Raw genomic sequence first — 13,023 nt, 5'->3', positions numbered from 1 at the left:
TCTTTACATTCTTTCAAGTTCATAATATAATTCATTTGTTTTACGTCTAAAAAACGATTGAGAAACTGATTTTAATACACACTATTATGCATAGGTATGATTACAAAGGTGGGAAAACAATTGCCGCAACATGAAACACCCTTATACACAGGACTGAAAAAGCATGCAAGCAGACAGCCTGTTCAATTCCACATTCCCGGCCATAAAAAAGGGGCAGGAATGGACCCAGAATTTAGAGATTTTATTGGCGAAAACGCGTTAAGCATAGATTTAATCAATATTGAACCACTAGATGATCTGCACGCGCCCAAAGGCATCATTAAACAAGCACAGGATCTGGCGGCTGAAGCATTTGGCGCGGACCACACATTTTTTTCTGTCCAAGGAACGAGCGGCGCCATTATGACAATGGTGATGGCTGTTTGCGGACCTGGAGATAAAATTATTATTCCGAGAAATGTGCACAAATCAATCATGACAGCTATTGTATTTTCCGGAGCAATTCCAATCTTTATTCATCCGGAAATTGACAATGAATTAGGCATCTCTCACGGCATTACGCTTGAATCTGCTAAACGGGCGCTTACCGAGCATCCAGATGCAAAAGGGCTTCTCGTCATCAACCCGACATATTTCGGTGTTGCAGCCGACTTAAAAAGCATCGTAGAACTTGCTCATTCGTTTGATGTGCCGGTTCTAGTTGATGAAGCACACGGGGTTCACATTCATTTTCACGACGAATTGCCGCTTTCAGCCATGCAGGCAGGAGCGGACATAGCAGCTACAAGTGTACACAAGCTCGGGGGATCACTGACGCAGAGCTCTATTTTAAACATGAGAGAGGGCCTTGTTTCCAAAGACAGAGTGCAATCCATCCTGAGTATGCTGACAACAACGTCTACTTCTTACTTACTTCTCGCCTCTCTGGATGTTGCCAGAAAACGTCTTGCGACAGAAGGCCATCAGCTTGCTGAGGAGACACTGAAGCTTGCCAACCAGACGAGAAACCGCCTCAATCAGATTGAAGGCATTTATTGTGTCGGTTCTGAGATTCTTGGTTCGAAAGCAGCTTACAGTTATGACCCGACAAAATTGATTATCTCTGTTAAAAGTCTTGGACTCACAGGTCATGATGTTGAAAAATGGCTTCGTGAATCCTTTAATATTGAAGTTGAGCTTTCTGATCTGTACAATATTTTGTGTATTTTCACCCCTGGTGACAGCCAAAATGATGCAGACCGGCTTGCAGAGGCTTTAACAGAGATTGCACATCATATGTCAGAAAAAGATATAACGCACCAGCAAACTGAAGTACTGCTTCCGGAAATTCCTTTATTGGCAATGACTCCGCGTGATGCTTTCTACGCAAATACGGAGGTCATCCCATTAAAAGAAGCATCCGGACGGATTATCGCTGAATTTGTAATGGTATATCCTCCTGGCATTCCGATCTTCATTCCAGGTGAGATTATTACAGAAGACAACATCAGCTATATTTTTAAGAACCTTGACGCAGGTCTACCGGTTCAAGGACCTGAAGATTCGACATTAAACATGATCCGGGTCATTAAAGAGCAAAAAGCGATTCAATAAATAAAAAGCATGCGGCTTGAGCCCGCATGCTTTTTATTACTCTTCATCAACAGGACATTGACATTGTCCGCAGCATGATCCGTATAATGTTGTCACTTTCTCATCTTCAAAGTAATGAATGGCTTCGTTGCAATCTTGGCAAACAATCGTTCCCATCTCTTATTCCCCATTTCTTTGAATTTTGAAAACGCTTAATTTCTCTTGTTGCTATTATATTAATATGTCACATTTAAAATGTCAACCGCAAACTGTATGACACATTTAATTTTTATTTCGTTATATATAGTGTTTTTTTATTTTTCACATACAATATCTTCTTCACGAAACAGCTTTAATCGATACATATGCAAAAATACATCCCGTGATTTCATGTTTTCTTGAACTTTTATGAACGAACGCAGCAATATTTAAACGATTGATATACTATGTAATCTCACTTTAAAAACGGTTTCAATTATATAACAATTAGGTAACAAGGAGCAGATTCAGCCTCCTCTCATGATAAACTAAGGCTAGTTTACTATTGTTTATACAGAGGAGAAGATAGATGCGATATCGCGCGGTATTCCCCATACTGATAATAGTATTTGCTTTATCGGGCTGTACGCTTTCCACCATCAATCCGATGAAAAAAAGCCGGATTGACAACATTCATCATACACAAATTTTGTTTTTTTCTGATGAAAACCAAATTGACGAGGAAGCGCCATATTACGATGCACTGCTTGATTTAGAAAAAGATTATCCTGAGCAAATAGATAAAATGAAGGTTTATGATAACAAAGAAGGCTGGGAAGATGAGATTGAAACCGTCCCTACCCTTATGGTTGTTGATCAGCGCCATGTCGTTGTGAAAATCGAGGGATGTGTGAAAAAGAAAGAAGACATCGTTAAACCATTGCAGCATGTGCTGTCAAAATAAATAAAACAGCCCCGCATTGAGCGAGGGCTGTTTTTGATATGAGTATTATTTTACGATGTGAATCGGACTTCCGATTGCCACTTCAGCTGCTTCCATTGTGATTTCGCCCAATGTTGGGTGAGCGTGAATTGTCATCGCGATATCTTCAGCAGTCATGCCGCCTTCGATCGCTAAGCTTAATTCAGAAATCATATCAGAAGCACTTGCACCGGCGATTTGTGCACCGATTACAAGACCGTCCTCTTTACGAGTGATCAGCTTCATGAAGCCGTCTGTTTCGTTAAGAGAAAGGGCACGGCCGTTTGCTCCAAATGGGAATTTAGCAGCAACAATATCAAGGCCTTCTTCTTTCGCCTGTGCTTCAGTGTAACCAACTGATGCAAGTTCAGGCTCAGAGAAGACAACCGCAGGAATACCAAGGTAATCGATTTCTGCAGGCTCTCCAGCGATAGCTTCTGCTGCGATTTTACCTTCGTAAGATGCTTTGTGAGCAAGCGGAGGTCCTTCGATGATGTCACCGATTGCATAAATGTTAGGTACGTTAGTGCGGCACTGTTTGTCAGTTTTCACGACACCGCGGTCCGTCATTTCAATACCGACTTGCTCAAGACCAAGCTCATCAGTGTTTGGACGGCGTCCTACTGTGATCAGTACGTAATCAGCATCAACAGTTTTTTCTTCGCCTTTTACTTCAAAAGTAACTGTTACGCCATCTGGTTTTTCTTCAACGCCTTTAGCCATCGCATTTGTATGGATTTCAACGTTGCCTTTTTTCTTCAGTCTGCGTGTAACAAGAGAACTCATTTGTTTTTCGAAGCCAGGAAGAATTTCATCTCCGCCTTCAAGAATAACAAGCTCAGTGCCGAAGTTAGCATACGCAGTTCCGAGCTCAGTGCCGATGTATCCGCCGCCGATCACAACGAGCTTTTTAGGAATTTCTTTAAGAGCCAAAGCGCCTGTTGAATTTAGGACACGCTCAGTATATTTGAAGTTTGGCAATTCGATAGGACGAGAACCAGTTGCAATGATTGCGTTTTTGAACGTGTATGTTTGAGCAGAGTTCTCATCCATGACACGAACTGAATTGCTGTCTACAAAATAAGCTTCGCCTTTTACAACATCTACTTTGTTGCCTTTAAGAAGACCTCCAACACCGCCAGTAAGCTTGTTTACGACAGAAGCTTTCCATTCTTGAACTTTTGTGAAATCAACTGATACGTTCTCAGCCGTGATTCCCATGTCGTCAGAATGCTTTGCATTCTCATAACGGTGGCCAGCATTGATCAGCGCTTTTGAAGGGATACATCCAACGTTCAGACAAACGCCTCCAAGAGTTGCTTTTTCAACGACTGTTACTTTTTGTCCAAGCTGTGCAGCGCGGATGGCAGCTACATAGCCGCCAGGTCCCGCACCGATTACAAGAGTATCTGTTTCAATAGGGAAATCTCCTACTACCATAACATTACGCCTCCATTAAAATTAATTGTGGATCGTTCAGTAAACGCTTGATGTGATTTAATGCATTTTGCGCAGTTGCTCCGTCGATCATACGGTGGTCGAAGCTGAGAGAAAGAGCTAAGACTGGAGCTGCTACGATTTCGCCATCACGAACAATCGCTTTTTCTGCAATGCGTCCGATACCAAGAATCGCAACTTCTGGATGGTTGATGACCGGAGTGAACCATTGTCCGCCGGCAGAACCGATGTTTGTAATTGTGCAAGATGCGCCTTTCATTTCAGCTGGAGCAAGCTTGCCTTCACGAGCTTTTGTTGCAAGGCCATTGATTTCATCTGAAATTTCAAAGACAGATTTACGATCTGCATTTTTCACAACCGGTACAAGCAAGCCTTTTTCAGTATCAGCAGCGATACCGATGTTGAAGTAATGTTTTTGGACTACTTCTTCTGTTTTATCGTCAATTGACGTGTTTAAAACAGGGAATTTTTTCAGTGCAGATGTCAGAGCTTTTACAACGTAAGGCAAGAAAGTCAGCTTGATTCCTTGATCAGCAGCAACCTGTTTGAACTGTTTACGATGTGCAACAAGGTTTGTTACGTCCACTTCATCCATTAATGTTACGTGAGGAGCAGTGTGTTTAGAGTTAACCATCGCTTTTGCAATTGCTTTACGGATACCGCTCATTTTTTCGCGTGTTTCTGGGAATTCGCCCTCTGGAGCTGGTGCAGCAGCCGGTTTAGCAGCTGTTTCTTGCGGTGCAGCTGTTTCTTGTGGCGCAGCAGCTTCTTGCGCTCCTCCGTTTACAAAGCTGTTGATATCTTCTTTAACAACACGTCCGTTATTGCCTGAGCCAGTTACTTTACGGATGTCTACGCCTTTTTCACGAGCATATTTACGTACAGAAGGCATAGCGATGACGCGTTTGTTCGGGTCAACTTCAGCTTGATCCTGCTGTCCTGCGCCAGTTGCTTTTGCAGGCTCTTTCGGACGCTCTTCTTTAGAGATATCTTGTCCCACTTCGGCAGTTGATTGAACTTGTGCCTCAGTTTTTGCCTCCCCTGAATCATGACTTCCTTTAAATTGAAGATCTTCGTACCCAGGTGCATCAAACGTAATAATCGTTTGTCCAACAGTTGCTACTGTTCCCTCTTCAACTTTTAATTCTAATACTTTTCCTTTAACAGGTGAAGGAATTTCTACTACTGCTTTATCATTTTGGACTTCCGCCAGTACATCATCTTCGTCTACCTCATCGTTAGGCTTGACAAACCATTTTACGATTTCGCCTTCGTGGATACCTTCCCCGATATCTGGAAGTTTAAATTCAAATGCCACAGTTTTCGACCTCCTAGTTTGATTAAGCAATTTTAAAGTTTACATCGTAAGTAACAGATATATAGTGGAGGGAAAACGTCCATCTTCCCTCTGAATTATGCAATTTGATTAAAATTCAAGTACTTTTCTTGCTGTTTCAAGAACGTCTTTATGGTTTGGAAGCCATACGCTCTCTGCTTGGGAGAAAGGAAATACTGTATCAGGCGCAGCCACGCGAAGTACAGGTGCTTCCAAGCTCAAGATCGCACGGTCATTAATTTCTGCTACCACATTAGCAGCAACACCGGCCTGTTTTTGCGCCTCTTGAACTACAATCGCGCGGCCTGTTTTTTCTACAGATGCGATGATTGTATCGATATCAAGTGGACTGACAGTACGAAGATCAATTACCTCAGCAGAAACGCCGTCTTTCTCAAGCTCCTCAGCAGCTTTTAATGATTCATGAACCATTGCGCCGTAAGTGATGATTGAAAGGTCAGTACCTTCACGTTTCACGTCAGCTTTGCCAAGCTCAATTGTGTATTCTTCTTCAGGAACTTCCTGACGGAAAGAACGGTAAAGCTTCATGTGCTCTAAGAAAACAACAGGATCATTGTCTCTGATTGCAGAAATTAAAAGTCCTTTGGCATCGTAAGGAGTTGACGGAATGACAACTTTGATACCAGGCTGCTGTGCAATAAGACCTTCTAAGCTATCAGCATGAAGCTCAGGAGTATGAACACCGCCGCCGAACGGAGAACGAATGGTTACAGGTGAAGTCCAGCGTCCGCCAGAACGGTAACGAAGACGGGCCATTTGTCCAGAAATAGAATCCATTACCTCATAAACGAATCCAAAGAATTGGATTTCCATAACAGGACGGTAATCCTGCAAACCTAAGCCGAGAGCAAGCCCGCCAATTCCAGACTCTGCAAGCGGCGTATCAAATACGCGATCCTCACCGAATTCTTTTTGAAGGCCTTCAGTTGCCCGGAAAACGCCCCCTGCAACGCCTACATCCTCTCCAAAAAGCAGAACGTTTTCATTGTTCTTCAGTTCTGTGCGTAACGCATCAGTGATCGCTTGAATCATTGTCATTTGCGCCATGGCTTATTTCGACTCCTTCTCTTTGTAAATTTCAAATTGTTCTTTTAAGTTAAATGTCGGCTCTTCGAACATATTCTCAATTAACTCTGTTACTTTTGGTTTTGGTTCGCTGTCAGCTTTTTTGATGGCCTGTTTGATTTCTTCTTTAGCCTGTTCGATGACTTTGTTCTCTTCTTCTTCAGACCATAGCCCTTTATTCTCTAGGAACTTGCGGAAGCGTACGAGCGGGTCTTTAAGTTCCCATTCGTTTTCTATTTCTTTTGTACGGTACTTAGTCGGATCGTCTCCAGACATTGTATGTGGTCCGTAACGGAATGTAAGAGTTTCAATCAAGGTCGGACCTTCACCGTTAATTGCACGTTGGCGTGCTTCTGCTGTTGCAGCGTAAACAGCAAGGGCATCCATTCCATCAACTTGAACACCTGTAATACCGGCTGCAACTGCTTTTTGGGCAATTGTCTGTGCTGATGATTGCTTTTCTACAGGCGTTGAAATCGCATATCGGTTGTTTTGCACGACGAAAATCGCTGGCGCTTTAAATGCTCCGGCAAAGTTCATCCCTTCATAAAAGTCACCTTGTGAAGCTCCGCCGTCTCCTGTATAAGTGATCGCTACCGATTTTTTACCTCGCTTTTTAAGTCCTAAAGCTACACCTGTTGTTTGAATGATTTGTGCGCCGATGATAATTTGAGGTGATATCGCATTTACTCCCTCAGGCATTTGGTTGCCTTTAAAATGGCCTCTTGAGAATAGGAACGCTTGGTATAAAGGAAGTCCGTGCCAAATCAGCTGAGGGACATCTCGATAACCAGGAAGAATAAAGTCATCCTGCTCAAGGGCAAAGTGTGATGCAATTTGAGAAGCCTCTTGACCTGCTGTAGGCGCGTAGAAGCCTAAACGTCCTTGACGTGATAGAGAAATCGAACGCTGGTCTAAAATGCGGATGTATACCATTCTTCTCATTAATTCTTTTAGTTGATCGTCTGAAAGATCGGGCATTGCCTCTTTATTTACGACTTCTCCTTCAGCATTTAAAATTCGAAACGTTTCAAACTGCTTATTAATAGCGTCAAATTGTTTTTTGCTATCAACAATTGAAGTTTTTGTCTTTGCAGCCATCTTTTAAACCACCTCTTCTTTTGTTTAAACGGGGTTTGATACCGTTCATAATCCGTATTAAAAACACTCTTATCATGCTCTGCAATTCTAAAATTAATCATTCAGAAAATCACAAAAAATAAGCAAAGATAATGACGTTTAAACTGTACTAATAAAAATAACTTTTTCATTAGTACAATAATCAACAAACATAGTTTACAGCAATTCCACAGAGCCGTCAATTATTTATAAACTAAAATTGAAACCGCTTTGAAAATAGGGAGAGTGCGAAAAAAACTGTACTATAAAAGATGAAAAACTGTATTATAAAAACAGAATGTTGTAATACAGTTAAAAAAGTAAAAAAATAAAATAAGTTTTTTAACGAACTGTTACAAACCGTAAAGTGTCGGGGAAGTAAACGCAGTGTGAATAAAGAGGAGGTATTTTTGGGTTCCGCCTGCTTGGCAGGCGGAACCCAAAAATACTTTTACTAATTTTAATCTGTTATCCGTTTATTCAATGCCAGCCCACACAATGTTCAGCGGAGTTAAAACAGCATGAGGATTAAACTCTGAAATCGGCGTGAAAAACACATACGTAAACTCTTCTGCCGGATCTGAAAAAAGACCGCACCACCCCATTCCGAGATGCGAAAAGGTTCCTTCACTCATAAAATAATGTTCCCCGGCAGGCCATAGATTGATTCCTAAACCAAAATCCCCTTTTTCTCTCGGAGCTCCGAAGAAGTAAAAGGGAAGTCCCTCCTTTATTTGATTTCGCAACATAGACTCGACTGTTTTTTTACCAAGTAGTTTCTTCTCTTCAAACCGGCCTTTATTTCTAAACATTTCTGCCAGCTTCCAAATGTCTTTCAATGTCGAATACAGCCCTGTAGTCGCTTTATTCGGAAAGTAGGGGTGTCGTTCTTCAACCAGCTGCTCACTCTCGTTATTATTGATAATACAAACTTCAGATTTTAAAGCATTAGGGACATAAAAAAATGTTCTATCCATACCAAGCGCTTTAATAATATGCTTTGTCACATACTCTTCGTAAGACATACCGGTTACTTTTGAAATGATTATTCCTAAAATAACAAATCCAGTTCTGGAATAATTCCAGGCCTCATCAACTTTGTACTCTAGAGGCGTATTGACCAGATAAGCGACCCATTCATTCTCATTTGTTAAGTCAATGCCATTTGCCTTTTGAAGATCCAGATCAAAAGCCAATCCTGCCGTATGAGTAAGCAGATGAAGTATTTTAATTTCGTTAAATCCAGGTTTATCAAATGCAGAGAGAAATAGTTTAATAGGCATTTTTAAGTCGAGCAGTCCCTTTTCCACCAGCTGCATAACAGCAATTGCGGTAAAGACTTTTGTTAGAGAACCAATTTCTCTGATTGAATCAAGTTTGAATTTTTTCGTCTCATTCTCTTTACCCAGAAACTCTCCAAGCGAATCGGCTGCAAAGATTTCTCCGCCCCTTGACATAATGTAACTTGCACATTGTAAGTCTCCATCATCTATCATAGTCTGATAGTGACGGCGCAGCGCGTCAATTTGCTTGGTATCAAAAGCTGGATTACTCAATGTATGTTTCACAGTTGTTTCTCCCCTTATAGAATTATCGTTTTAGACTTTCTAAATAAATATGTTCAATTCTTTATAAAATCAATGACAGTCTTATTAAATTCTCTTGGATGTGTAACATTAGAAAGATGTCCCGCTCCTTCGATTTCCTTTGAAACGGCATTTGTAAGATATTTCTGAAGCAAGTTTGTCTCCTCTAGGTCAACAACCGCTTCATTTTCACCTGTAAGTATAAGCGTTCTTGTTTTAATCTCCTTTAAGAAACTTATAGTAGAATAACCTTCTCTATTATGAATCTCCATAAAGTGCTCAATAGATGCATTTAAAAATTGATTGCTATATAACATTTCATATTCATTCAATCTTCCGATGTTTGCAAAATCCTCCTTAAGCTTCTCCTCCACACTATGGTCAGGATCTTCTTTATAGGTGGTGTAACTGCCTGATAGAGTTAGTGTTTTCACTTTTTCAGGATATTCATAGGCTATTCTTTGCCCTACCATTCCTCCCCAAGAAGCTGCTGCAATGTGAATTGGCCATGTTACTCCTATATCTTCTAACACCTCAATAAAAGCACTACTTAAACCACTCAATGTAAAATCATCACTTCCTTTACTCAATCCATAACCTGGGGTGTGTATGACGATTACATTAAAATGATTCGCCCACTCCTTTATTTGCTCTTTCCACATATAAGCCGTCGTTGCAAAACCGCAAATAAGTAAAATTGTTTCTCCTTTTCCGCTCATCACTATTTCCATATTACGGACATTTGCAGTGTTTATCAGAAAATGAACTGTCTCCATTTTCCTGTTCTGATAAAATGAGATCAGTTTTTTAGCGGCATCTATATGATGATTTTGCGAAGGAACACCTTTTTTTATTCTGCTCCAAAAGTTTAAATAATCATCAAGATCGCTGTTGTCTGCTGTGCCCAGTAATTGAACGGCAGAGCCTGTTTTTTCGGGAATGTACGATGAAGCATCTATATCTGCTGCTATCGATGAGTCTCTTACAAGCACTACCCCTGAACTGGAAGGTAACGGTTGAAAGTATGTTATTACTTTTTCTTTTTTTCCATATAACACAATCATTTGATGGCCGGTCTGAGCAAGCGACCTTTTTATAGCTTCTATGCCGTAAAAAGTTTCAAGCGGGTGCAGACCGAGATGGGTTTTCATAATTTTCTGTACTTCATTATCTATTGACATACCTCCGTTTTTCCAAAAAGGCCAATTTACAGAGATTGTTTTACCTTGTCTTCCTGCTGTCTTTCTTATACATTCTCTCCATTCTGCAAAATTGTCTAAAAAACTATTGGCATATGCGTAATCTGCTTGCCCCAAGCTTCCTATTTCCGCGGAAATAGAGGAAAATAAAACAAAAAAGTCTAAAGGCATATCGGCGAGTGCCTCGTCCAAATGAATGACTCCGCTTATTTTAGATTGAAGCACCGAATGTACATCATCGTTCGTTTTATTCATAATAAAAGAATCTCTGATTACACCGGCACTATAAAAAACGCCATTAATTTTCGCAAAGTCTGAATAGACTTTTTCGAGTAATTGGGTTACTTGTTTTTTAACTGTCATGTCAGCTTGAATATAGGTGATTCTTATACCGCGGGAACGAATCTTTTCTAATTTTTCTTCCATCTTTGGAGTCAGTTCTGACCGGCCAGCAATAACAACATTGGCGCGAATATCTGAATAAATAAATTTTGAAAATATCCAGCCAATGCCCCTTAATCCGCCAATTACAAGGTAGACCCCGTTTTTTATTAATGTTGCTTCTGTCTTATGCATTGTTACTGACGGGACTTCTCTATATTTTGAGACAAATCTTCTATTGTTTTCATACTTAACGGTTTGATTAAAATCTCCATTTATTTCATCGAGTAATACAGGTGCTATTTGGATGGTTTGATTTGTTGTAAACTCTATTGTTTTGCATTCAATATTCGGCTGCTCTGCTTGCAAAGTTTTAAAAAAGCCTGAGACAGCCGCATAAGACGGATTCGTATATTGATCTTTGCTATACATGTACAGAAATTTTAATCTGCTGGTTAATTTTTGACTCAGTAAAGCTTTACTTACATAAAGAACAGAATAAAAACTGTGTGTTAAATCCGGATCTAATCTGTTATCCTGGGTTTCTTTTGACAAAAAGTGAATAATTGTCTCGGGAAATAGTCCTGATAACTTTACATCATTTAATATTCTCATGTAATGCTCAGGATTTTCAGGATGGAATTTGTAATGCCTATCACTTATTTTAAGATACTCGGAATCGGCTTGTGCATAAATAACAGTTTTACTGCCTGCATGCTTTTGAATATCATCACTCATAGATCGTTCAAAATCTAAAATTAAAATATTACCTTTAGGAACACCTTCAGATAATAAAGGCGACTCGCTCCACTCTTTTTGCATATATATATTTTCCAAATGCCCTGCATCAGGTGCTTCCTTGCTTTGTTTTTTATCTTCTTCTGATTCCGTTTGTGTTAGCATCTCATATTTTTCTTCTAAATAACTTGCCAAATCATGAATATTGTTATAATCAAATAATAAAGTCGGGTATAACGAAGCACCAATTTTTTCTTCTATCATTTTAGATATCTGCAATAGCTGTCTTGAATCAAGACCCAATTCATAAAACGACCGATATTGGTTTACTTCATATGCTGAGGTCCTTGTTAAATCACCAATAATAAACGCCAACTCATTGGATAAAGTTTCTTTGAGATCTGTTTTCGTAACAGATGCTGCAGGCGGCATGATTTTGTCACCATATTTCCCACACAGGTATTCAGTTAATTCTCCAATTGTAGAGTAATCAAATAATAATGTTGGATACAGCTTGGTCTGCAAGAGTTGTTCTAATGTTTTAGACAAGTTTAATAACTGTTTAGAGTCTAATCCAAGCTCATAAAATGTGATATCAGTTTTAACAGATTCTTCGGGCTTTTGAATCATGGCCGCTACCTGTTTAATAAGACTCTTGTCGAGAGAATCATCCGCAATTTTAATGACTCTATCCTCTTCATCTTTTATTCCCTTGTATTCCAGCCTTTGTATTGACTCCTCGTTCCTAACTCTTTTCACACCGAACCGTTCATAATAAAACGAAAGTTCACCATCCGAGTTGTATACTTGTATGTCCGCATATAAAATGTCTTTAGAAGATGGCTGCGTGATATTATTTTTATCAATATAAACAAAACAAGTCTCACCCGTCTTATTCAGAGAACGAAAAGTTTTAATATAAATCGGAATAAACGCATCGTTTAATGCATCCGATTCAGCAGACGCAAGCACTCCCAGAAGGCTTAAAGAGCCATCCAGAAAAGCGGGATGCAAATAAAAATCATCAATATACTCTTTTGCAAGTCCGCTTAAACTGACCTCTCCCAGAATATAATCTTTCCCTTCATACACTGTCCCTTCTAGTTTCATAAACTCTTTATGGATTAAGCCGCCTTTCCGCAAATTACTATAAGCGGTTTCAGCATCTGTTGTTCGGAGTGCCCCTTTCTTTAAATCCTTAGGCCGGATTTTTTTTTCGCTTACCTGTTGCCCTCCGCTGGTGATTTCCGCCTGCAAATTGACTGACACTTCATGATCTGCAACATTTCTATCGATCCATTTTCTGCTAACTGTTTCAACTAGCCATCCATTCTTTTGTTCCGTAAACTGAAAGGTAACTTTTTTATCAAATTGGGCAGAAGTTGCAACCGGTTCCTGAAATAATACATGTTTGATTTCAAAGCTTCTAGTGTTAATCCCTTTTGCAGATAAAAATCTTGTAATTAAATCTAAATATGTAACGCCGGGAACGGTGTGCACTTGATGAAGGACATGGTCTGTGACTATATAATCGTCATTTTTGACTAATACGCTGAACCTCATGTAATTCGACAACCTTTCTCTTTT

General features: G+C 39.9%; 9 protein-coding genes. 2 read left to right on the top strand and 7 right to left on the bottom strand.

Annotation, left to right across the window (positions count from 1 at the left end; genetic code table 11):
• Positions 1-120 precede the first annotated feature (120 nt).
• Complete coding sequence (speA, locus tag ABZM97_RS08095; RefSeq protein WP_087992191.1) at positions 121-1,593, top strand: arginine decarboxylase; 1,473 nt, start codon at positions 121-123, stop codon at positions 1,591-1,593.
• A gap of 36 nt (positions 1,594-1,629) precedes the next feature.
• On the opposite strand, the gene ABZM97_RS08090 is transcribed toward speA, so the two are convergent.
• Positions 1,630-1,749 carry a GapA-binding peptide SR1P gene (locus ABZM97_RS08090; RefSeq protein WP_082022512.1) on the bottom strand — a complete coding sequence of 40 codons (120 nt, stop codon included), beginning with the start codon at positions 1,747-1,749 and terminating at the stop codon, positions 1,630-1,632.
• Positions 1,750-2,140: 391 nt separating this feature from the next.
• Here ABZM97_RS08090 and slp point away from each other — a divergent pair, with 391 nt between their 5' ends.
• Complete coding sequence (gene slp, locus ABZM97_RS08085; RefSeq protein ID WP_087992192.1) at positions 2,141-2,515, top strand: peptidoglycan-associated lipoprotein Slp; 375 nt, start codon at positions 2,141-2,143, stop codon at positions 2,513-2,515.
• A 45-nt stretch (positions 2,516-2,560) separates the two neighbouring features.
• Here the strand turns inward: slp and lpdA are convergent, their stop codons facing one another.
• The 6 genes from lpdA to ABZM97_RS08055 form a co-directional block, all read right to left on the bottom strand.
• On the bottom strand, positions 2,561-3,973 hold the full coding sequence (gene lpdA, locus ABZM97_RS08080; RefSeq protein ID WP_087992193.1) for a dihydrolipoyl dehydrogenase: 1,413 nt from the start codon (positions 3,971-3,973) through the stop codon (positions 2,561-2,563).
• Positions 3,974-3,977: 4 nt separating this feature from the next.
• Positions 3,978-5,309, bottom strand: coding sequence for a pyruvate dehydrogenase complex dihydrolipoyllysine-residue acetyltransferase (gene pdhC, locus ABZM97_RS08075; protein ID WP_333516248.1), 1,332 nt, complete (start codon positions 5,307-5,309; stop codon positions 3,978-3,980).
• 108 nt (positions 5,310-5,417) lie between these two features.
• Complete coding sequence (gene pdhB / locus ABZM97_RS08070; RefSeq protein WP_072183597.1) at positions 5,418-6,395, bottom strand: pyruvate dehydrogenase complex E1 component subunit beta; 978 nt, start codon at positions 6,393-6,395, stop codon at positions 5,418-5,420.
• Between the two features lie 3 nt (positions 6,396-6,398).
• Positions 6,399-7,514 carry a pyruvate dehydrogenase (acetyl-transferring) E1 component subunit alpha gene (gene pdhA, locus ABZM97_RS08065; RefSeq protein WP_087992195.1) on the bottom strand — a complete coding sequence of 372 codons (1,116 nt, stop codon included), beginning with the start codon at positions 7,512-7,514 and terminating at the stop codon, positions 6,399-6,401.
• Between the two features lie 494 nt (positions 7,515-8,008).
• Positions 8,009-9,100, bottom strand: a complete 1,092-nt coding sequence (locus ABZM97_RS08060; RefSeq protein ID WP_087992196.1) for a serine hydrolase — start codon at positions 9,098-9,100, stop codon at positions 8,009-8,011.
• Positions 9,101-9,153: 53 nt separating this feature from the next.
• Positions 9,154-12,999, bottom strand: a complete 3,846-nt coding sequence (locus ABZM97_RS08055; RefSeq protein ID WP_253269059.1) for an alpha/beta fold hydrolase — start codon at positions 12,997-12,999, stop codon at positions 9,154-9,156.
• Positions 13,000-13,023 lie beyond the last annotated feature (24 nt).

Source organism: Bacillus vallismortis (assembly GCF_040784915.1).
In the GTDB taxonomy this organism is placed as follows: Bacteria; Bacillota; Bacilli; order Bacillales; family Bacillaceae; genus Bacillus; species Bacillus subtilis_G.
Note: the sequence above shows the minus strand (reverse complement) of the source record. Positions and strands in the feature narration are given on the sequence as shown.

Coding starts and splice junctions, on each gene's coding strand:
- ABZM97_RS08090 (WP_082022512.1), bottom strand. CDS start 1,749: ATGGGAACGATTGTTTGCCAAGATTGCAACGAAGCCATTCATTACTTT.
- slp (WP_087992192.1), top strand. CDS start 2,141: ATGCGATATCGCGCGGTATTCCCCATACTGATAATAGTATTTGCTTTA.
- lpdA (WP_087992193.1), bottom strand. CDS start 3,973: ATGGTAGTAGGAGATTTCCCTATTGAAACAGATACTCTTGTAATCGGT.
- pdhB (WP_072183597.1), bottom strand. CDS start 6,395: ATGGCGCAAATGACAATGATTCAAGCGATCACTGATGCGTTACGCACA.
- pdhA (WP_087992195.1), bottom strand. CDS start 7,514: ATGGCTGCAAAGACAAAAACTTCAATTGTTGATAGCAAAAAACAATTT.
- ABZM97_RS08055 (WP_253269059.1), bottom strand. CDS start 12,999: ATGAGGTTCAGCGTATTAGTCAAAAATGACGATTATATAGTCACAGAC.